Genomic DNA, 21,338 nt, shown 5'->3' on the forward strand with positions numbered 1-21,338 from the left:
GTGGGGAGGTGGCCGGGGCGGCGCTCAGCCGACGCGGGTGAGCAGCGTCACCGGGGCGCCGTCGCCCGCGTAGCGGTAGGGCTCCAGCTCGGCGTCCCAGGCGGTGCCGAGCGCCTTGTCGAGCGCGTGCGCGAGGGCCTCGGGGGCCCGCGCGGCGGCCATGATGCCGCGCAGCCGGTCCTCGCCGAGCTGGATGTCGCCGGCCGCGCCGACGGTGGCCCGGAACAGGCCCCGCCCCGGAACGTACATGAAGCGTTCGCCGTCGACGCCCGCGCTCGGTTCCTCGGTCACCTCGAAACGGATCATGGGCCACTGCCGGAGGGCAGCAGCCAGCTCGGCGCCCGTCCCCGGGCGACCGGTCCACCCGCACTCGGCCCGGCGGGCGCCGGGATCGACGGGCTGGGCCGTCCACTGCAGGTTGACCGGCGCGGCAAGGACGCGCGCGATCGCCCACTCGACGTGTGAGCACACGGCGAGCGGGGTCGAGTGGACGTATACGACGCCACGCGTTGGCACGGTGACCTCCCGGAGAGCGAGGTGCGTCTTCCCCTACGACCTCGACACCCGAGTGGCTGTTGGAACACATGATGACTGGTGGGGCGGATGGTGCGCCAGGGAATCGGAAAATTCGCCGCCCCGGACGGGGACGGAATGCCGGGCCGGTGGCCTCGGTTGTGCCCTGACGACAGTCGCGGTGACCAGCCAGGCATCGTGGTCGTGTACAGTTCTCTCGGCGGCTTGTGCCGCGCACATCTTCGGCGGGCCGAGGCTCTTCCCGGGCGTCACCCGTCACAGCCCCCGGACGTTCCCCGTCCTCCCGTACGTCTCCAAGGAGTACCTCCGTGGCGAGCAACACCTCTAAGACCGCGCGCGCGTCAGTCCGGGCCGGCCAGGCTGGCCAGGGTGGGGCCCTCAGCGTGCTGGGCGAGTTCAAGTACCTGATCCCGCTCAACGGCGGCAAGCACGCCTACGTGCGGAACCTGACCAACGGCAAGACCGCGCACCTGCGCACCGACTCCGACGCCTTCGTCGAGGAGATCCGGACGCTGGCCGCCGCCGGCCACGCTGCCAAGATCCGGGCCGAGCTGAACAGCCTCGCGGCCGCCCACCCCGACCACGGCTGGGACGCCACCGAGAAGCGCCTCGCCGAGGCCGGTGTCTTCGGCGGCTGAGCCCGCCCGCGACACCTGCTCGACCGCTTCACCTGCGCCACCTCGAACCGCCCGCCGGGCCACCCGGCGGGCGGTTCGCCGTCTGCGCCCCGCCCCCGCTCCGGGCCGTCGAAGGTGAGCAGGGGACCCTTCTTCACCCCAGGCGTCAAGAAGGGGCCCTTCCTTGCACAGGGTTGGCGTGGTGTCATGGCGGGTAGCCGGTGTTACCGCCGGGTCACCCGGCGGTGAAGTTTCCGTGGCGGCCCGAGGGGAGGCGGCGATGCCGGAACACGTGGAGGTGCGGCTCACGGACGACGTGCGCCTGCACGTCGAGACGTCCGGGCCGGCCGACGCCGACGTCACCGCCGTCCTGCTGCACGGCTGGACGCTGGACGGGCGCAGCTGGCACCGGCAGCTCGCCGAGCTGCGCGAGCGCTTCGGCGACCGGGTCCGGGTGGTCACGTACGACGCCCGGGGGCACGGCCGGTCCGGCTGCATGGCGCTGCGTACCGCCACCCTGGCCCAGCTCGGCGACGACCTGGCCGCCGTGCTCGACGCCGTCGCGCCGGCCGGGCCGGTGGTGCTGGTCGGGCACTCGATGGGCGGCATGACGATCATGGAGTACGCGCACCGGCACCCCGCCCACTTCGCCGCCCGCACGGCGGGGCTGGTGTTCGTCTCGACCACTGCCGAGGGGCACACCCACACCGTGTACGGCCTCTCCCCCCGCATCGCCCGGCTGATCCGGCTGGCCGAGACCACCGGCGCGGGGGTGCTGGCCCGCTGCGGCGCGTGGCGTCCGCCCCGGGCGCTGCTGCGCGCCCTGCGGCCCAGCATCCGCTGGATGCTCTTCGGCGACCGCTGCGACCCGACGGACATCCGGCTGGTCACCTCGGCGGTGGCCCGGGCCACGCTGCGCTCGATCGGCGGGTTCCGGGCGTCGATCGGGGCCCAGCACCGGCTGGACACCCTCGCGGCGCTGGCCCACCTGCCGGCGGCGGCGCTGGTCGGCGACCGGGACCGGCTCACCCCGCCGCCGTGCGCCGAGTCGATCGCGGCGGCCCTGCCGGCGACGGAGCTGACGGTCTGCCCGGGCGCCGGGCACATGCTGATGATGGAGCGGCCCGAGCAGGTGAACGCCGCCCTGGCCGGGGTGCTGGGCCGGGTGCTGGCGGGCGCGCCGGAGGCGTCCGCGCCGCGCTGACCGGGGCCCCGACGGGGCCTGACCGGGGCCGCGGCGGCGCTGACCGGGGGACCCGCGCCGGTCGCCCGGGACGTGGGGTGGATCGCGGCGGCGGCATGGCCCCGCGAAGCCGTCGGCTGCTGGCCGTACCCTCACCCGGTCACCCCGGCGCGCCGCCGCGCCCCTGGCGCGGCCGACGCCGCCGTCTGCGAGGAGCCCGTACGTTGACCGACCGCACGACCCTGGAGCAGGAGATCGCCGCCGAGCAGCGGCACCTCGACCGGGTGTACGCCCGCCTCGCCGAGCTGCGCCGCTTCGCCGCGCAGGCCGAGAAGGACGGCTACCGCCTGGCCCGGGTGGGCAACTTCGGGGCGCTCGTCGAGCGGGACGCGATGGTCTTCCACGCCGCCCAGCGCCGGCACGTGCTCGACGCCGAGCACGAGGGGCTGGTCTTCGGCCGGCTGGACCTGCGCGAGGGGCAGGTGCTGCACGTGGGGCGGCTCGGGGTGCGCGGCGAGGACGCCGAGACCCTGGTCGTGGACTGGCGGGCCCCGGCCGCCGCCGCCTTCTACCAGGCGACGCCCGCCCAGCCGCTGGGCGTGGTGCGGCGGCGCACGATCTCCTCGTCGGCGGAGCGGGTGACCCGGATCGAGGACGACCTGCTGGATCCGGCGGCGGCACCGCCGGACATGGCGGTGGTGGGCGACGGCGGGCTGCTGGCGACCCTGTCCCGGGCCACGGGCCGGGGGATGCGGGACATCGTGGCCACCATCCAGCGCGAGCAGGACGAGGCGATCCGCTCCCCCGCCTCCGGGGTCACGATCGTCTCGGGCGGGCCGGGCACGGGCAAGACGGCGGTGGCCCTGCACCGGGCGGCGTACCTGCTCTATTCCGACCGCAGCCGCTACGCGGGCGGCGGCATCCTGGTGGTGGGCCCGTCGGCGGTGTTCGTGGAGTACATCGCCTCGGTGCTGCCGTCGCTGGGCGAGGAGACGGCGACGTTGCGCTCGCTGGGGTCGATGTTCCCGGGGATGGGCGCGACGCGCACCGACCCGCCGGAGGTGGCGGCGGTGAAGGGGTCGCTGCGGATGCGCCGGGTGCTGGAGCGGGCGGTGCGGGACGCGGTGCCGGGCGGGCCGGGCGAGCTGCGCCTGCTCTACCGGGGTGAGCTGCTGCGGCTGGACCGCCGGGAGCTCGACGACATCCGGGACCGGGCGCTGGGCCGGGGGGCCCGCCGCAACGAGTCGCGCCGGGCGGGCTTCGACGGGGTGTTCGCGGCGCTGTGGGCGCAGGCCCGGCGGCTGGGCATCGGCCGGCTGCCGGAGCAGCGCGCGTTCGAGGACGAGATCGCCGAGCGGCCCGAGTTCCGCGAGTTCCTCAAGGCGTGGTGGCCGCGGCTGCACCCCCGGCACGTGCTGGGCTGGCTGGCCCGCCCCGACCGGCTGCGGCGGTACGCCGCCGGGGTGCTGTCCCGGGCGGAGGTCGGCCTGCTCGTCGAGGCGTACCGGGCGCTGGACGTCGAGGGGCTCACGATCGCCGACGTCGCCCTGCTCGACGAGCTGGACGCGCTGCTGGGCAAGCCGCTGCAGCCGAAGCGGGCGAGGCGCGACCCGTTCCAGCTCGCCGGGGGCGTACGCGAGCTGAGCACGCATGCCGACCGGCAGCGCGCGGCGCGGGAGGCGGCCCGGGAGCGGCCCGAGGACTACCGCGACTTCGCGCACGTGGTGGTCGACGAGGCGCAGGACGTGTCGCCGATGCAGTGGCGGATGATCGGCCGGCGTGGCCGGTTGGCGTCCTGGACGGTGGTGGGCGACCCGGCGCAGACCGCGTGGACGGGGGACCCGGAGGAGCTGACCCGGGCCCGGGACGCGGCGCTGGGCCGCCGCCGGCGGCACCAGTTCGAGCTGACCACCAACTACCGCAACTCGGCGGAGATCTTCGCGGTGGCGGCGGCGGAGATCCGCCGGCTCTACCCGGACCTGGCGCTGCCCCGCGCGGTGCGGTCCACCGGCGTGGCCCCGGTCGAGCTGACCGTGCCGGCGGCCGAACTGGCGGCGGCGACCGTCGCGGCGGTCGGCGACCTGCTCGGCGAGGTGGAGGGCACGGTCGGGGTGATCACGCCGGTGCCGCGCCGCGACGAGGTGGCGGGCTGGCTGGCGGGCCGGGCGGCGCCGCGCCTGCAGGTGGTGACCAGCCTCCAGGCCAAGGGCATGGAGTACGACGGGGTGGTGCTGGTCGCCCCGGGCGAGATCCGGGCCGACCCGGGGTCGGGCGTGCGGACGCTGTACGTGGCGCTGTCCCGGGCGACCCAGCGCCTCGTCACCGTCGAACCCACGGGCTGATCCGGCGCCCGGCCGTTCCCCGGCCGGACCGCTGTCGATCACTTGCACATATTGCGATGTGAGCATAGATTGGGCCGGGCGGGGATCACGGACGGAGGGTGTGGGCGTGGGCGCAGGTCATGACCACCACCACGGGGCGGCGAACGCGGCGGACCGCCACTCGGGTCGACTCTGGGCGGCGTTCGCGCTGCTCGCCGCGCTGATGATCGTCGAGGCGGTGACCGCGCTCGGCACCGGCTCGCTGGCGCTGCTCTCCGACGCCGGGCACATGTTCACCGACGTGCTCGGCATCGGCATGGCGCTCGCCGCGATCACCGCCACCCGCCGGGCCACCGCCGACCCGCAGCGCACGTTCGGGCTCTACCGGCTGGAGGTGCTCGCCGCGCTCGGCAACGCCCTGCTGCTCAGCGGCGTCGCCGTCTACGTCCTCGTCGAGGCCGTCCGCCGCTTCGGCGACCCGCCCGAGGTCACCACCGGCCCGATGCTCGTGGTGGCGGTGCTGGGCCTGCTCGCCAACGTCGCCGCGTTCGCCCTGCTGCGCAGCGGGGCGAAGGAGAGCATCAACCTGCGCGGGGCGTACCTGGAGGTGCTGGGCGACCTGCTCGGGTCGGTCGGCGTGATCGGCGCGGCGGCGCTGATCATGGCCACCGGCTGGTGGTGGGCGGACCCGGCGGTGGCCGTCGCGATCGGCGTGTTCATCCTGCCCCGCACCTGGCGGCTCGGGCGGGCCGCGGTGCGCATCCTGGTGCAGGCCGCGCCGGAGCACCTCCAGGTGACCGCCGTGCACGACCGGCTGGCCGCCGTGCCCGGCGTGGTCGAGGTGCACGACCTGCACGTCTGGACGCTGACCTCCGGCATGGAGGTCGCCTCGGCCCACCTGACCATGGCGCCCGGCGCGGAGGTCGGCGCGGTGCTGACCGCCGCCCGCACCGCCCTGCACGAGGACTTCCACATCGAGCACGCCACCTTGCAGGTCGAGCCGGGAGCCGCCCGCGACGGCTGCGGGCCGGCCGGCTGGTGAGACCGAGGCTCATCAATTTTCGCGACATTCGTGGCCGAATGACTGACTTGACAGGTTTCATCCGCGTACCCTCCGTCACGGAAGCAGCGCTGGTCCCACGCGCACCGGTAGGCTCGGCCCCGGCCATCGCCGGGCGGCGCCCTCCGGCGCCTGTGGTGGCCGCCGCCTAATCGCCTGCGGGCGAGCCGGGGAACCATGTTTGTGGGGTGCATCCGCTCCAGCGGTAGGGATCTTCCGTCCCGAACCCGTCAGCTAACCCGGTCGGCGGCTGACGGAAGGACACGCATATGCCAGTAGTGGCACCTGTAGGAAGGCTCGCCGCCCGGGTGGCGGCGGCGCTGGTGCTGACGCTCGCCGTCGGCCTCGGGGTCGCGCCGGTGACGCCGGCCGGGGCCGCGCCGCCCGTCGGCCTGCTCGCCGCACCCGGCGACGACGAGGAGGGCGGCACGCCCGCCCTGCGCGCCCAGCTCGAGGCGGCGAGCAAGGGCTACCTGGAGGCCAAGACCGCCCTCGACCGGTCGGTGAAGCGGCAGCAGCAGCTCGGCGGCCAGCTCAAGACGGTCGAGGCCGAGCTGGTCACCCGTGGCGCCAAGGTCGGCGAGATCGCCGGGGTGGCGTACAAGAAGGGCCGGCTCACCGCCGCCTCGGTGCTGCTCGACAGCAGCTCCCCCGAGGGGTTCCTGGACCGGGCCGCCGCGCTCGACACGATCGCCGCGAACGAGGACCGGGCGCTGCGCGAGCTGCTGACCACCCGGGACGAGGCGACGAAGACCCGGCAGGCCCTCGACGGCGAGATCCGCGAGCAGCGCAAGCAGGTCGCGCTGATGGGCAAGCGCAAGGAGCAGGCCGAGCGGGCCCTCACCGTGGCCAACAACAAGGCCAGCAGCAGCGGCGGCGGGTCCAGCCCGGGCGGCACCTCCAGCGCGAACGCCACCCCCGCGAAGCGCAACTCCGACGGCTCCTGGCCGGCGGAGTCGTGCAGCGTCAACGACCCCACCCCCGCCAACGGCTGCATCACCCCGCGCACCCTGCACGCGCTCAACCAGGCCAAGGCCGCCGGCTTCACCCGGTACGTCTCCTGCTACCGGCCCGGCGGCTCAGGCGAGCACCCGAAGGGCCGGGCCTGCGACTTCGCCGCGCAGAAGGGCGGCTTCGGCGGCGTGGCCAGCGGCGGGGACCGCACCTACGGCAACAACCTGGCCGCGTACTTCGTGCGCAACGCCGACCGGCTCGCCGTGCTGTACGTGATCTGGTTCAAGCAGATCTGGCTGCCCAGCAGCGGCTGGAAGGCGTACAGCGGCGGAAACGGGGACCCGTCCAGCGACCACACCAACCACGTGCACCTGTCGGTGATCTGACCCGCGACCGCCCCGGCGGCCCTCCCCCGACGGGACGGTCGCCGGGGCGCTACGCCGCCCGGCCGAGCACCTCGCCGAGCCGGCGGGCCAGCCCGAGGTGCGCCGAGCGGGCCTGCCGGAAGGCGTACGCGAACAGCGGCGTCGGTGCGACCAGGGTGATCTCCACATCGACGCGGACGAGGCCGTCCGGCTCGTCGCGCAGCCGCGTGTGGTTACGCACCGTCGTGGCCGGCCGCTGCCGGGCCACCGTGACGATCTCGTCGTCGGTCACCACCAGCACGTCCGCCTGGTACGTCACGCCGAAGCGCACCGGCCCGGCGGCGAGCTCGTCGGTGATCGCGTAGCTGGCCAGTGCGCCCGGTCGGGGCGACAGCCGGCGCACCCGCGTGATCAACGGATGCAGCTCGGTCTGCCGGGCGGGATCGCTGAGCAGCGCCACCGCCTCCGCCCGCGAGCAGCGGGCCTGGACCGAGTACTGGAAGCTGTCGCGCCGGGGCATCCGTCGATCGTCCCCCACCCGGGGGCGTGGGGGAAGGGTCGAAGGCCCCGGCACGTGGACCAGCGCCGGCAGCCGCGTCAGGCGCCCGGCAGCACCTCGGGGGCGGCCGTGCCCGCGAGGTAGGGCTCCGGGGCACCGAAGAGCCCGAGCAGGCCGGTCACCCAGAGCTGCCGGTGCACGAAGCGGCTCGGCTCGGTGACGACCAGCTTCACCCCGCTGACCTCGGCGGTCTGGAAGCCGGCCACCATCGCGCTGATGCCGACCGAGTCGATGAAGGTGACGAGACGCATGTTCAGCTCGATGCGGGCGGGCCGCCCCTTGGTGAGCACCTCGGCGATGGCTTCACGCACCTCGTACGCGGTGTCGACGTCGATCTCACCGCGCGGGGCGATCTCGATGACACCACCGGAAAGAACCGACTTCACGATCGACAGGCTCACGCGAGCACCTCCACTCGCCCGTTGACGGGCGCCTCATCAGTACGCGGGCCGCGACCGAGAGTATTCCTCCGATGGCCTCGGTCGCCACCCCTCGGGATGAGCAATTCGTGGATCAGGGCAAAACACGTTGCCCTTATCCGGACTTTTCAGATCCTGTTTGCCGGACGACCAGCCCGGGGGCCGGTGTCGCCGACCCAGGGTAGCGGTCCCCTCCGACCTTTGCGCGCACCCCGCACCCCGGGCGTGTGCCCACCCGGCCGCCACCGGCGGGACACGCCACCGTTGCCCGCCCCGCCTAGCATCGGCGGCGTCCACACCCGTAGCACGGAAGGGACCACCCCATGATCCGGAGACTGGCCGGCCTGGCCGGCGTCGGCGCGCTGCTCGCACTCATGCTGGCCTGCGGCTTCGGCGGCGCCGGGGACGACGATGACGATGACGACGACGACTTCGCCCGGGGCGCGGCGGTGGTGTCCGTACGCTGAGGGCACGGCCGGCGCGCGCCGGGGGGTTTGCGGCGGCGCCGGGTGGGGCACTGCCCCGGTGGGCGGACCGCGCCGGGGCAACGCCCGGGCGCGGTCCGCCCACCGGACCCACGCCGCAGTCCGAAGTGGCCGCAAGCTTCGGCACCCGAGGAGGTAGCACGATGTTCGGAACCAACCTGCTGGAGCGCCGCAGCAAGCCCGAGCGGATCGCGGACCAGGCGTGGCAGCACCTGGCCTCCGCCGTCGTCTCGGCCGGGGACAGCGTTCGCGACACCGCCCGCTCCGCCCGGCGCAGCGGCTCGGGCCTCGCCGACGAGGCGGGTGACCTGGTCGGCTCCGCGGCCGACGAGGCGCGCCGCCGGGCGGTGCTGGCCTTCGACGCGCTCGCCGGTCGCCGGCCCGCCCTGCCCTGGGCGCTGCTGATCGGGGCCGCCCTGGCCGGCGCGGCGATCGGCTGGGCCGCCGGTTCGGCGGCGCGGGCCGCCGGGCGTCGGGGCGAGCGCGACGTCGAGGAGATCGAGTTCGTCGACGTCGACCGGCCCAACTCCCCGGTCGGCCTGGACGGCTGAGCCGCCGGCCGGCTGGGCCCTGAAGGGCTGAGCATCCCCGGCCGGCCGTCGCCGGCCCTTCGAGACGCGAACCGGGCCGGCCTCCGTGCGGGGAGGCCGGCCCGACGTCTCGGGACCGCGCGGGGCGGTCAGTGTGCGGTCAGTTGGCCGTGCAGGTCAGGATCGCCGGGGTCGAGTTGGCTCCGGTCCCGCTGGCCACGAAGCCGAAGGTGGTGCTGCCGCCGACGGGCAGCGTCCCGTTCCAGCCCGCGTCCCGCACCACGACCTGCGCGCCGGTCTGGGTGTAGGTGCCGCCCCAGAGCTGGGTGATCTGCTGGCCGCCGGGGAAGTTCCAGACCACGCTCCAGGAGCTCTTCGCCGAGCCGCTGTTGTTCTTCACGGTCACCTCGCCCTGGAAGCCGCCGGACCAGGAGGTGGTCACCTTGTACGTCGCCGAGCAGGCCCCGGCCGGCACGGGCGTACCCGTCGGGGTGGCCGGCGGCGTCGTGGCCGGGGGCGTGGTCGCCGGAGGCGTGGTGGCCGGCGGCGTCGTCGCGGGCGGCGTGGTCGCCGGCGGGGTGGTCGCCGGCGGGGTGGTCGCCGGGGGCGTCGTGGCCGGCGGGGTCGTGGCGCCGCCGAGCCGGTCGGCGACGATGATGCCCCGCCCGTTGGTGCCCAGGTAGGCCCGCCCGTAGACGCGCGGGTCACCGGTCAGGGCCTCGCCCGCGTTGCCGTACTGGTGCTTGTCGTCGTTGATCCGGACCCAGGCCGCGCCGGTGTTGTCCGACCGGAACAGGCCGGCCTGCCCGTCGATGGTGCCGAAGACGAACAGCGCCGGGTACGTCTGCCCGGGGGCCGCCTTGCCGAAGCCCACGTTCACCGCCGACGACACGCCGGCCTGCTTGGCGAAGGTGGCCCCGGAGTCGGTCGAGCGCCACAGCCCGCCCTCGCCGGCCAGCCAGATCTCGCCCTCCTTGCCGGGCAGCGCCTTGAACTTGACGTTCCCGGTGCTCGGCAGCCCGGTGGCCGCCGACGCGGTGAAGCTCGCCCCGCCGTTGGTGCTGACGTAGAACTTGCCGCCGGAGAAGCCGTAGAACTTGTTCTTGTTGACCCGGTCGGACTCGACGACGGCGTTGGCCGGGATCCCGGTCGCCGCGGTCCACGAGTTGCCGAAGCCGACCGAGCGGACGACCTGCTGGCCGGCGTCGCCGGGCGACCAGACGAACTGGCTGCCGTCGGCGGACGCGGCGACGGTGCCGCCGTTGTTGATCCCACCCGGCTCGCTGCCCTGGAACCAGTTGGCCCCGCCGTCGGTGGAGAACGCGACGTGGCTGTCGTTGGGGCGGTCGGCGTCGGTGAAGTTGCCGGCCCGCACCATCACGGCCGGGTTGGTCTCGGCGTAGTCGATGCTGGTGGTGCTGGTGAAGACCGGCTGGCTGAAGATCTTCGCCGGCACCGTGTCGAGGTCGGTGTGCCGGAAGCCGCCGAGGTCACCGAGCGCGCTGACCAGCGGGGCCCCGGTGGGCGGGCTGATCAGGTCGAGCACGGCGGTCTCCTCCAGGCCCTTGACCATCGGCTTGATGGTGAGCTGGCCGCCGGTGTCCCACTTGGTCAGGTCGGTGCTGCCGTAGATGGTCGCGCCGGTGCCGTACATGAAGCGGTTGGAGTCGTGCGGGTCGATCTCGACCGACTCGTTCATCCAGCCCAGCTTCGGCGTCTCCTCCGGCGGGGCCGGGTTCGTGCCGAAGGTCAGCCACGGCACCGAGGAGATGTCCATGGTGTACTTCTTGCTGCGGTCCGGGTAGCTGGTGAACTCCCAGATCCGGGACCAGGTCGCGCCCCCGTCGGTGCTGCGCCAGAAGATCGCGTCCGGCCACCAGGAGATCTGGGTGGCCACCATCAGGGTGTTCGGCTTCTGCCGGTCGATGGTCAGGCCGGAGTAGCCGAAGTACGCGTCGGAGCTCGACGACGGGATCGGGCTGATCTGCGTCCACGCGCCGGTGGCCCGGTTGAACTTCCACACGTCGCCCTTGGCACCGTCGTACGGGCCGCCGGTGTCGCTGGTGGCGATGTAGAGGTAGCCGCCCACCGGGTCCACGACGCCCTTGTGGGCGAGGTAGCCGGTCGGCTGGCCGGGGATCCGCTCCCAGGTGGTGCCGCCGTTGGTGCTGCGGTAGACCGGGTTGGCCTTGTCGGCCACACCGACGTAGATCGTCTGGGTGGTGTTGCCGGCCGTGCCCGTGCTCTTGTCGAACGACACCCAGGTCAGGCCCTGGTTCTGGCTCTGGTAGCCGGTGGTGTCGTTCGGGTCGGCCTGGTAGTTGCCGACGTTGGGGAAGTTGGCGACCTTGGCCCAGGTCGCGCCGTAGTCGGTGCTGCGCCACAGGCCGTTGCCGCCCTCGGCGCCGTAGTAGATCGTGCTGTTCTTGTTCGGGTCGACGGCGAGGCGCTCACCCATGCCCCGGCCGGGCATGTTGCCGCCGTTCTTGAACGGCAGCTCGGTGACCTGCCAGGTCGCGCCCTTGTCCGACGAGCGCAGGATCGCGCCCTTGTTCGGGTCCCAGTCGTTGGTGTACATGCCGACGGCGGCGTACACCCGGTTGGTCTGCACCGGGTCGGTGGCGACGCTGACCACGCCGTTGTAGCCCCACTTGTCCGCGCCGACCCAGTCCAGCAGCGGCGTCCAGGACTGGCTGGCCTGCTCCCAGCGGTACAGTCCGCCGATGTCGGTGCGGGCGTAGATCAGGTTCTTCTCGGTGGGGTTGTAGACGATGCCGGGGACGAAGCCGCCACCGTCGATCCGTACGTTCTTGAAGGAGTACGGCTCCGAGGCGGCCGCGGCCGCCTCGGTGGACGGGGCGACGGTGAACTGAACGGCCACGACTGCCGTGGCGGCGGCCAGCACGGTGGTGACCGCGCCGACGAGACCTCTCCGCATCTGCGGTTTCCTCTCGGGGATGCCCGTGGTGGTGGGACGAGCACGACGTCGGCGGTCGACGGACGACCGTGCCCAGGCCCGACGTCGGGGCGCGGGAAGCCTGCCCTGGCTTCCCACCGGCGCGCGTGGCTCCCGCTGCCGAGGAAGGCATTCACGGTAACCTCTCCCGGGCCGAGTTAGGAAGCACTCCCAACAAACTCGCCCGGCCGGCGGGCCGGCGGCGGCCGATCAGTCGAGGTGGTAGACGTACCCGTCGCCGACGGCCTCGCGCCGCACGCCCAGCCCGTCCACCGGCCGGGTCTCCGCGCCCTGCCACGGCGTGCCCGCCGTGTAGGCCGGCAGCACCACCACCGTGCGCACCCCGACCCCCCGCAGGTACGCCACCGACGCGGCGTCCGGGAAGCCCGCGCTCGCCGCCCGGATCTCCTGCTGCTTGGCCGGGACGAACGACGCCAGCCCGTTGACGATCTTCGGGAAGCCGTCGGTGGACCAGAGCATCACGTGGAACTCCCGGATGCCGTCGCTGGGCAGCACCAGCGCCGGGCCGCGCAGCCCGTGCATCGCCGCCGGCGCGACCGGGGCCGGCACGTGCGGGGTCCGGTTGACGCCCTCGGCGAGCACCAGCAGCACCGGCAGCACCAGCACGAGCCGCCCCCAGCGCCGCCACCCGCCGCCGGGCCCGCCCGCCGGCTCCGACGCCGGCTCCGGGCCCGACGCCGCGTCCGGGCCCGGCTCGCGGGACGGCTGCTCCGCGTCGCCCACCGTCAGCGCCCCGGCGGCCAGGACGCCCAGCAGCAGCGTCGTCCACAGCACCAGCCGGCCCGGGGTGCGCACGCCGTCCCAGCCCGGCACGTGCTCCACCAGCGTGACGTACCCCGGGTCGCCGTCCCCGCCCAGCGTGCTGCCGGCGGCCAGCGCCACGGTCACCAGCACCCCGACGGCCAGCGCCACCCGGTGCCGCACCCGCCACGCCGACACGAACAGCCCGGCGGCGGCCAGCCCGATCAGCACCATCCCGGGCAGCAGCGTCATCTCCCCGGCGAAGCTCAGCGAGGCCCGCGCCGTCTCGTGCCGCTCCCCCCACAGCCACGACTCCGGCGGCGCGGTGAGGAACCCGCGCAGCGGCGGGGAGAACATCGCGATCTGCTCGACCGTGCGCCGGCCGTCCGGGTGCCGGGCCACCACCTCGAAGTAGGGCGCGGCCATCAGCAGGGTCACCCCGGCGAAGAACACCCCGCCGGCCAGGTCCGCCACCAGCAGCCGGCGGCCGAACGCCGGCCGCCGCCGACGCCGCCACCACGACCAGCCGTACCCGCCGGCCGCGCCGAGGCAGAGCAGCGCCAGCGCGTACGCGAAGGGCAGGCCGATGCCGAAGCCGAGGCTGACCTGCCAGGCGGCGACCGCCCAGCCGGCACCCGCCCAGCCGGGGCGCACCCGCTCGGGGCGGTAGCCGTGCCGCAGCGACCAGCCGTGGCCCCGGGCCAGCATGGCCAGCGCCAGGGCGATCCCGCCGACGCTGAGCACGTGCAGGTGCCCGGCCTGGGCCAGCTTCCACGGCGCGTACGCGAAGGACGCCCCGGCCACCGCCGCGCCCGCCCAGCCCGCGCCGAGCTGCCGCGACAGCGCGTACGCGCCGACGAAGGCGAGCGCGTGCACCAGCACGTACAGCAGGTTGTAACGGGCCACGGCGGCGACCGGCCCGTCGCCGAAGAGCCCGAACGGGGCGTAGCCGAGCAGCGTGTCCGAGTACGCGTACGTGTACGGCTCCGGCCAGAACGTGTTGGAGTGCCAGAGCTGCGTCGGGTTGGTGAGCACCGCGTGCCCGCCCCAGGCGACCTGCCACGCCTGCAACGTCGGGTCGCCGACGTCCTGCGGGATGGTGCCGGTCAGGTCGCGCACCGTCGGCCAGGTCAGCACCACGGCCAGCACCAGCGACCCGAGCACCGCGAGGGTCCACTCGTGCCGGGCGAACCGGGCGAGCCGGTCGGCCACCGCCCGCCCCCGACCGGCGGTCGCCGGCGGCCCGGCGACGTCGACCGGTGCCGCCTCGCCAACCTCACCCATCGCCTGCTCCCCGCTCCCGACGGTCAACGCCGCCCCAGATCGTGCCGGACCGCGCGCCGTCTTGTCGACCGTCATCACTGCAAGGAGGGGCGCCTTGTTGACGCTTTCCGCATGGGAAGGGTCCCCTTCCTGACCGCCCGGCCCGGGGGCGGCGCAGGTGGGCCATCAGATCAGGTGCAGCTCGCGGGCGCGGCGGACGGCCTCCCGGCGGCGGGTGGCGTCCAGCTTGCGGTAGATGTTGCGCACGTGCGTCTTGACGGTGTTCACCGACAGGGACAGCTCGGCGGCGATCTCCACGTTGGACAGGATGCTCTGCAGGTAGCGCAGGATGGTCAGCTCCCGCTCGGTCAGCGGCTCGTCCAGCTCCCGGCCCGGCGCGGGACCCGGCCGCGCGGGCGGCTCCTGCGCCACCCGGACCAGGTCGCTCACCGTCGGCCAGTGCGCCGTGCCGGAGTCCAGGTGCGCGGCGAGCAGGTCCCGCACCCCGGGCTCGGCGCGGGTGAACGGGCGGCGGAACCCCTCGGCGGCGGCCAGCTCCAGGACCCGCTCCAGCGTCCGCCCGGCCCGCCGGGCGTCCCCGGCCCGCCCGGCGAGCACCGCGTCGAGCAGGCCGGCGTCGAGGCGTACCGGCAGCGGCCAGGCGGCGGCCTCCGGGCCGTCCCAGGGCGGCAGGGCGCGGGCGGCGGCGGCCGGGTCACCGGCGTGCAGCTCGACCCGGGCCAGGGCCACGGCGGGCGCACCGGCCGGCGTGCCGGCCAGCAGCTCCCGGGCGGCACCGGGGTCGCCGTGCGCGGCCCGCAGGTCCGCCTCGGCGGCCAGCAGCCAGGCGGCCAGCTCCCCCGCGCCGACGCCCCGACCCGACCCTGGTGGGCCATCGTCGGCCCGCGCGGGCCCGTCGCCGGCCGCCAGCGGCGCGAGGGCGTCCCGGGCCGCCGACAGCAGCCGCAGGGCGGTGGCCGGTTCGCCGCGGTCGCGCAGCAGCGTCGCCCGGCACAGCGCGGCGAGCGCCGCCACCGCCGGCTCGTCGGCGGTCGGGCCGGTCAGCGCCAGGTGCGCCTCCGCGTCGTCGGGGAGGTCCCGGTGCAGCGCGACGACGGCCAGCGCCAGGTGGGCGTACGCGCAGTCGGTGCGGCAGGACCAGCCCTGACAGGGCGGCATCGCCAGGGCCTCCCCGGCGGCCCGCTCGGCCGCCCGCAGCTCGCCGAGGGCCGCGTGCAGCAGGGCGGCGCGGCTCACGCAGAGCAGCTCGGTGCGGGCCCGGCCGCCCGCCCGGGCCGCCGCGAGCGCGGCGTCGAACTCGGCCGCCGCGCCGCGCAGGTCGCCGCCGGAGAGCGCGACCAGGCCGAGGGCCGCCCCGGCCGCCGCCGCCACGTCGGCGTCGTCGGCGGCTCCGGCGCGCGGGTCGTCCGCCGGCCCCCCGGGGGTACGCGTGGCGAGCAGGCGCGACGCCGCCCGGCGTACCTCGTCGTGGTCGCCGGTCAACCGGGCGAGGGTGACCTCCACGGCGACGGCCAGCCGGCGGAACCGGTCCCGGCGCGGCACGGGCAGCGACCGGCCGTGCCCGGCGGCCCGGCGCAGCTGCGCGGCGGCGGCGTCGGCGTCGCCCGCGTGGGCCCGCTCGGCGGCGGCGGCCAGCGCCAGCTCCGGGTCCCGCCGGACCTCGGCCTCCGGTGGCGCGGCGGGGACGGGCCCGCCCGCCCCTTCGTCGTCGTACGGCACGAGTTCCGGCCAGCCGGTGACCAGCAGCTCGGTGGCCGCGTCCCAGCGACCGGCGACGAGGGCGTGCCGCAGCGCCTCGGCGGGGCGGGCGTGCCCGGCGTACCAGTCGGCCGCCCGCCGGTGCAGGTCCCGGCGTTCCTCGGCGGTCAGCTCGCCCAGCTCGGCGCGGAGCAGGTCGGCCAGCAGCGGATGGCAGCGGTACCAGGGGGGCCGGCTGTCGTCGCGGTCCACGAAACCGCCGGCCGTGGCCAGCGCGGTCAGCGCCCGCTCGGCGTCGCAGCGGCCCGTCAGCGCGTCGACCAGGTCGGCGCTGACGGCGTCGGCCACCGCGCCCCGGCGCAGCGCGTCGCGGGCCGCGTCGTCGAGCGGGGCGAGCACCTCCGCGCGCAGGTAGCCGGCCACGTCCGGCTGGTCGCCGCCGAACTGCTCCAGCCAGCGCACCGGGTCCGGCCGGTCCCGGGCGGCCAGCGCGGCCAGCCGCAGCCCGGCCGGCCAGCCGCCGGTACGCGCGCGCAGCCGGGGCACCGCCGCGGCCGGCAGGAACACGCCGTGCGCGACGAGCAGGTCGGCCACCTCGTCGTCGGTGCAGGCCAGCTCGCCGGGGCCCACGGTGGTCAGCTCACCGGCGAGCCGCAGCCGGTGCAGCCCCGCCGGCAGGTCGGTGCGGGCCCCGGCCACCACCCGCAGCCGCCCCCCGGTGTGGCGGAGCAGGAACTCCAGGCCGGTCAGCGCCGCCGGGTCGGCGACCCGGTGCACGTCGTCGAGGACCAGCAGCACCGGGCGCTCCCGGGCGGCGAGCGCGGCGGCCAGCAGTTCCAGCCGGTCGGGCCGGGGCGGGTCCGCGGAAGGCCCGTCGGGCGCGTGCGGGCGCAGGGCCGCCGTCAGGTACGACCAGAGCCGCGCCCCCGTGTCGCCCGCCTCGACCGACACCCACGCCGGTGCCGGCTCGACGGTCCGGGCCCACGACCCGAGCAGCGTGGTCTTGCCCCAGCCGGCGGGCGCGGTGACCAGGGTGAGCGCCCCGGCGGCGCCCTCGTCCAGCCGGCGCAGCAGGCGGGGCCGGACCAGCACCGGCTCGGGCAGCGGGGCCGGCGCGAGCCGGGACGCCAGCAGCGGCGCCGCGTCCTCCGCGGCGGGAACGGGGTCGACCCCGGCCGCCACGGTCACCCCGGCCACCTCGTGCTGCGTCATGCGGCACCCCCACGCCACGCGTCCCTCCCCGGCCCGTGCGGCGGGCGGTTACCCGGCCCCGGCCGGTTCACCCCTTCGGGGGGATCCCGGTTCACCCGGCCGCCGCCGACGCTGGGGGCACCGGCCGTCGGGCCCGCCGACGGCTGCACGGCGACGAGTGGCTGCATCGGCGACGAGAGGCGGGTGGGACGGATGGGACGGGGCAGGCGGGGCGGTCGGGCGCTGGCCCGTACCGCCGGGGTGGTGGCCGGCGCGGTCGCCGGGGTGACGGTGGCGCGGGTGCTGCGCGGCCCCTTCCGGGGTGGCCGCCCGCGCACGGGCGGCCCGCGCGACGGCTGGCAGGTGGTCACGATCGACCGGCCGCCGGAGCGGGTGCTGCCCGGCGGCCGGTGGCCGGAGCCGCTGCGCCGGCTCGACGGCGCGGTGGAGGTGGCGCAGGGGCCCGCGCCCGGCGGACGCGGCACCGAGCTGGCGGCCCGGCCCGTGCGCGGCGTGCCGGTGACCGGGATGGCCGCCCACCTCGTCGGCGGCGGCGACCCCGCGCCGCTGGTCCGCGAGGCGCTGCGCCAGGCCAAGCAGCTCGCCGAGACCGGTGAGCTGCTGCGCGCGGACCGCTCCCCGCCGGAGGGCCCCCGACCGGCGCGGGCCGCCCCGACCGGGCCCGGGACCGGGTGGCCCGGGGCGGCCGGGCCCGGCGACGGCCCGGCGGTGCCCGGATGAGGGCCCTGTGCTGGCTCGGCGCGGACGGCCTCGCGGTGCGGCAGGTGCCCGATCCCGAGCTGCGCAACTCCGCCGACGCGATCGTCCGGGTGCGGCGTAGCGCCACCTGCGGGGCGGACCTGCCGCTGCTCGCCGGGCGGGCCCCGGCGCTCTCCGTCGGCGACGTGCTCGGGCACGAGTTCCTCGGCGACGTGGTGGAGGTCGGCCCCGGGGTCCGGCGGCACCGCGTCGGCGACCGGGTGGTGGTCTGCGCCGCCGTGGCCTGCGGCAACTGCTGGTACTGCCGGCAGGGCCTCTACGCCTGCTGCGACAACGGCAGCACCGGGCCGGCGGCGGCCGAGGCGGCGTGGGGGCAGCCGACCGGCGGCTGCTACGGCCATCCCCGGTCGGCCGGGGGCTTCGCCGGCAGCCACGCCGAGTACGTCCGGGTGCCGTACGCCGACGTCGGGGCGTTCGCGGTGCCGGAGCCGGTGGACGACGACCGGGCGGTCTTCGCCTCGGACGCGGTGCCGGCCGGCTGGCTCGCCGCCGAGCTGGGCGAGGTGTCCCCGGGCGACGTGGTGGCGGTCTGGGGCGCGGGCGCGGTGGGCCAGATGGCCGCGCAGGCGGCCCTGCTGCGCGGCGCGGACCGGGTGGTGGTGATCGACCGCTACCCGCAGCGGCTGGGCCTGGCGCAGCGGCACGTCGGCGCGGAGACCCTCGACTACCTCAGCGTCGACGTCCCGGCCGAGCTGCGCGAACGCAGCGGCGGGCGGGGCCCCGACGTGTGCGTGGAGGCCGTCGGCATGGCCTGGGACGGCACCGAGCCCCGGTCGCTGGCCGAGCGGTTCGCCGCCGCCGCGCTGCCCGGCGCCGCCCCCGACCGGCCCATCGCGGTACGCGAGGCGGTGCACGCCTGCCGCAAGGGCGGCACGGTGGTGGTGCTCGGCACGTTCACCGGGTTCGTCGACACGTTCCCGCTGGGCGCGGTCATGCAGAAGGGGCTGACCGTGCGCGCCGCCCGGCAGCACGGGCAACGCTGGATCCCGATGCTGCTGGACCGGATGGCGCGCGGCGAGATCCACACAGGGCACCTGGCGACCCACCACCTGCCCCTGGAGCAGGGCGCGCTCGGCTACGACCTGTTCCGCACCCGCGCCGACGGCTGCCTGCGTGCGGTCTTCACGCCCTGAGCGCCCATCGTGGTGCCGGTGCTGCCCGGCGGTGGCAGACTCGCGGGATGCGTGAGGATCGGGCGTACGACGTCGTGCTGTTCGGGGCGACCGGGTTCACCGGCGGGCTCACCGCCGAGTACCTCGCCCGGCACGCGCCGCCGGGGCTGCGCTGGGCGCTGGCCGGGCGCAACCCGGCCAAGCTGGCGGCCGTACGGGACCGGCTCGCCGGCATCGAACCGGCCCTGGCCGGGCTGCCGCTGCTCACCGCCGACGTCACCGACCCGGAGTCGCTACGCCGGGTCGCCGCGGACGCCCGCGTCGTGGCCAGCACCGTCGGGCCGTACGTGCACCACGGGGAGCCGCTGGTCGCCGCGTGCGCGCGGGCCGGCACCGACTACCTCGACATCACCGGCGAGCCGGAGTTCGTCGACACCATGTACGTGCGGCACCACGCCGAGGCCGTACGCACCGGGGCCCGCCTCGTGCACGCCTGCGGCTTCGACTCGATCCCGCACGACCTGGGCGTCTGGTACACGGTCACGCAACTGCCGGCCGACGGGCCGGTCACCGTGGACGGGTTCGTCCGGGCGGGCGGCCGGTTCTCCGCCGGCACGTACCATTCGGCGCTCACCGCGTTGTCCCGGGCCGCCGAGGCGGGCCGGGCGGCGAAGGAGCGGCGGGCCGTCGAGCCGCGCCCGCCGGGCCGCCGGGTCCGGGCCGTGCCCGGCAGGGTCGGCCGGTCGGCGGAGCTGGGCGGGTGGGCGGTGCCGCTGCCGACCATCGACCCGCAGGTGGTCCGCCGGTCGGCGGCGGCCCGGCCGGAGTACGGGCCGGACTTCCGCTACCGGCACTTCGCCGCCGTGCGGCGGCTGCCCACGATCGTCCTCGGCGCGGTCGGGCTCGCCGGGCTGACCGGGCTGGTGAAGGTGCCGCCGGCCCGGCGCTGGCTGCTCGGCCGGCTCGCCTCCGGGCAGGGGCCCAGCGCCGAGCAGCGGGCGAAGTCGTGGTTCCGGGTGCGCTTCGTCGGCTCCGGCGGCGGCCGGCGGGTGGTGACCGAGGTGGCCGGCGGCGACCCCGGGTACGACGAGACGGCGAAGATGCTCGCCGAGTCCGCCCTCTGCCTGGCCCTCGACGACCTGCCGCCCGTCGTGGGCCAGGTGACCCCGGTGACCGCGATGGGCGACGCGCTGCTGCGCCGCCTGACCGCCGCCGGCATCGCCTTCCGCACGCTGGAGGGTGCGGCGGCTTGACCCTCGACCTGGTGGAGGGCACAGGATCCTCGGCGTGGAGAGCGAACTGCGCAGCATCGGCGAGCTGGCCCGCGCCAGCGGCCTGACCGTCAGCGCCCTGCGGTTCTACGACCGTTCCGGGGTGCTGGTGCCCGCGCTGGTCGACCCGGTCACCGGCTACCGCTGGTACGCCGACGACCAGGTCCTGCCGGCCCGGCTGGTCGCCGGGCTGCGCCGGGTCGGGATGCCGCTGGCGGAGATCGCCGCCGCCGTGCGGCACCGGGCCGAGCCGGCCGTGGTGGGCCGGCTGCTCGACGCGCACCTGCGCCGGCTGGAGGACGGCCTCACCGACGCCCGCCGCGAGCTCTCCCGGGTCCGAGCCCTGATCGACCACGAGGAGCACCCCATGACCACCCGTCTCGTCCTGTCCCGCGCCGACCTCGCCGCCGCGATCGACGCGGTCCGCTTCGCGGTCGGCACCGACCCGGAGCTGCCGGTGCTCTCCGGCGTCCTGTTCGACGTGGCCGCCGACGGCGTACGCCTGGTGGCCACCGACCGGCACCGGATGGCGGTGGCCCGGGTCCCCGGCGCGGTCGACGGGCCCACCCGGCGGCTGCTCGCCCCGGTGGACCTCATCGACGCCGTCCGCGAGCTGTCGGGCGTCGACGGCGGGGCCGACGCCCACCTGCGGCTGGACGGGGACGGCCTCACCGTCACCGTCGCCGGCCGGGAGGTCGGCGGGGCCGCCCTGCCCGACGAGTTCCCCGACTACCAGCGGCTGCTGGGCACGCGCGTGCCGGCGTACCGGATCACGGTGGACGTGCCGGCGCTGCGCGCGCAGGTCGCCGGCCGCCCGCCGGCGCGGGTCCTGCGGCACGAGGGCGTCGACGTGCCGGTGACCGTGCTGGGCCTGGACGACGCGGGCGGCCTGCGGGTCCTCGACGACGCCGCGCTGGCCGACGCGGCACTGGCCGACGCCGCGCCGGACGCGGTGCGGCTCGGCGTCAACGGGCGGTACCTGCTCGACGCCCTGGACGCGGGCGACCGGGGGCAGCTCCTGCTGGAGCTGGACGGGCCGATCGCCCCGCTGGCGGTGCGCCGCCCGGACGACGCGGACGCGTACTCGATCCTGATGCCGATCCGGCTCTGAGCCCGCGCCGGCGCTGGCGCCGCGCCCGCGCCGGTGCCGCACCGGTGCCAGCGCGCCATGTCGGCGACATCGCGGCTTCCCGCCCCAGGGAACCCCACGATGTCGCCGACATGGCGAGACCACATCGCGGCGCGACGGTCCCGGCC

At 76.2% G+C, this 21,338-nt stretch carries 16 protein-coding genes, 1 pseudogene and 1 riboswitch; of the genes and pseudogenes, 11 read left to right on the plus strand and 6 right to left on the minus strand.

All coding sequences use genetic code 11. From position 1 onward, the window contains the following. Positions 1-24: 24 nt before the first annotated feature. Entirely contained in the window at positions 25-516 is a 492-nt protein-coding gene (locus LPU61_RS14565; RefSeq protein WP_043966937.1) for a DUF3145 domain-containing protein, read from the minus strand. 326 nt (positions 517-842) lie between these two features. On the opposite strand from LPU61_RS14565, the gene LPU61_RS14570 reads away from it, so the two are divergent. The 5 genes from LPU61_RS14570 (at position 843) to LPU61_RS14590 (ending at position 7,055) form a co-directional block, all read left to right on the plus strand. Then, entirely contained in the window at positions 843-1,172 is a 330-nt protein-coding gene (locus LPU61_RS14570) for a hypothetical protein (protein ID WP_043966935.1), read from the plus strand. Positions 1,173-1,431: 259 nt separating this feature from the next. Continuing rightward, positions 1,432-2,355 carry an alpha/beta fold hydrolase gene (locus LPU61_RS14575; RefSeq protein WP_229405170.1) on the plus strand — a complete coding sequence of 308 codons (924 nt, stop codon included), beginning with the start codon at positions 1,432-1,434 and terminating at the stop codon, positions 2,353-2,355. Between the two features lie 203 nt (positions 2,356-2,558). After that, entirely contained in the window at positions 2,559-4,676 is a 2,118-nt protein-coding gene (locus LPU61_RS14580) for an AAA family ATPase (RefSeq protein ID WP_229405171.1), read from the plus strand. Positions 4,677-4,782: 106 nt separating this feature from the next. Next, a complete protein-coding gene (locus tag LPU61_RS14585; RefSeq protein ID WP_043969258.1) occupies positions 4,783-5,697 on the plus strand; it encodes a cation diffusion facilitator family transporter in 915 nt (304 codons plus the stop codon). A 153-nt stretch (positions 5,698-5,850) separates the two neighbouring features. Further along, positions 5,851-5,980, plus strand: a riboswitch (cyclic di-AMP (ydaO/yuaA leader). Positions 5,981-5,984: 4 nt separating this feature from the next. Then, complete coding sequence (locus LPU61_RS14590) at positions 5,985-7,055, plus strand: hypothetical protein (RefSeq protein WP_043966929.1); 1,071 nt, start codon at positions 5,985-5,987, stop codon at positions 7,053-7,055. A gap of 49 nt (positions 7,056-7,104) precedes the next feature. On the opposite strand, the gene LPU61_RS14595 is transcribed toward LPU61_RS14590, so the two are convergent. Beyond that, a complete protein-coding gene (locus tag LPU61_RS14595; RefSeq protein WP_229405172.1) occupies positions 7,105-7,554 on the minus strand; it encodes an SRPBCC family protein in 450 nt (149 codons plus the stop codon). Positions 7,555-7,631: 77 nt separating this feature from the next. Next, positions 7,632-7,994, minus strand: a complete 363-nt coding sequence (locus tag LPU61_RS14600; RefSeq protein ID WP_229405173.1) for an STAS domain-containing protein — start codon at positions 7,992-7,994, stop codon at positions 7,632-7,634. 341 nt (positions 7,995-8,335) lie between these two features. Here LPU61_RS14600 and LPU61_RS14605 point away from each other — a divergent pair, with 341 nt between their 5' ends. Further along, complete coding sequence (locus tag LPU61_RS14605; RefSeq protein WP_158229444.1) at positions 8,336-8,479, plus strand: hypothetical protein; 144 nt, start codon at positions 8,336-8,338, stop codon at positions 8,477-8,479. Positions 8,480-8,640: 161 nt separating this feature from the next. Beyond that, positions 8,641-9,048 (plus strand): hypothetical protein, encoded by a 408-nt coding sequence (locus LPU61_RS14610; protein WP_043966922.1) that lies wholly within the window; start codon positions 8,641-8,643, stop codon positions 9,046-9,048. A 139-nt stretch (positions 9,049-9,187) separates the two neighbouring features. Here LPU61_RS14610 and LPU61_RS14615 read toward each other — a convergent pair whose 3' ends face one another. From LPU61_RS14615 to LPU61_RS14625, 3 genes are all read right to left on the minus strand, one after another. Continuing rightward, the gene (locus LPU61_RS14615) at positions 9,188-11,965 is read right to left on the minus strand and encodes a cellulose-binding domain-containing protein (RefSeq protein ID WP_229405174.1); all 2,778 of its coding nucleotides are present in this window, start codon (positions 11,963-11,965) and stop codon (positions 9,188-9,190) included. 228 nt (positions 11,966-12,193) lie between these two features. Continuing rightward, complete coding sequence (locus LPU61_RS14620; protein ID WP_229405175.1) at positions 12,194-14,029, minus strand: hypothetical protein; 1,836 nt, start codon at positions 14,027-14,029, stop codon at positions 12,194-12,196. 165 nt (positions 14,030-14,194) lie between these two features. Then, positions 14,195-16,939 (minus strand): LuxR family transcriptional regulator, encoded by a 2,745-nt coding sequence (locus tag LPU61_RS14625; RefSeq protein WP_229405176.1) that lies wholly within the window; start codon positions 16,937-16,939, stop codon positions 14,195-14,197. A 192-nt stretch (positions 16,940-17,131) separates the two neighbouring features. On the opposite strand from LPU61_RS14625, the pseudogene LPU61_RS14630 reads away from it, so the two are divergent. The 4 genes and pseudogenes from LPU61_RS14630 to LPU61_RS14645 all read left to right on the plus strand — a co-directional run. After that, a pseudogene (locus tag LPU61_RS14630) lies at positions 17,132-17,557 on the plus strand (hypothetical protein); the annotation flags it as partial. A gap of 98 nt (positions 17,558-17,655) precedes the next feature. Beyond that, entirely contained in the window at positions 17,656-18,831 is a 1,176-nt protein-coding gene (locus LPU61_RS14635) for a zinc-dependent alcohol dehydrogenase (protein WP_043969254.1), read from the plus strand. A gap of 47 nt (positions 18,832-18,878) precedes the next feature. Continuing rightward, the gene (locus LPU61_RS14640) at positions 18,879-20,063 is read left to right on the plus strand and encodes a trans-acting enoyl reductase family protein (protein WP_229405178.1); all 1,185 of its coding nucleotides are present in this window, start codon (positions 18,879-18,881) and stop codon (positions 20,061-20,063) included. A 46-nt stretch (positions 20,064-20,109) separates the two neighbouring features. Then, positions 20,110-21,192 carry a MerR family transcriptional regulator gene (locus tag LPU61_RS14645; RefSeq protein ID WP_229405300.1) on the plus strand — a complete coding sequence of 361 codons (1,083 nt, stop codon included), beginning with the start codon at positions 20,110-20,112 and terminating at the stop codon, positions 21,190-21,192. The last annotated feature ends 146 nt before the right edge of the window (positions 21,193-21,338 follow it).

It is taken from the genome of Micromonospora sp. NBRC 110038 (assembly GCF_020884815.1).
GTDB lineage: Bacteria > Actinomycetota > Actinomycetes > Mycobacteriales > Micromonosporaceae > Micromonospora > Micromonospora haikouensis.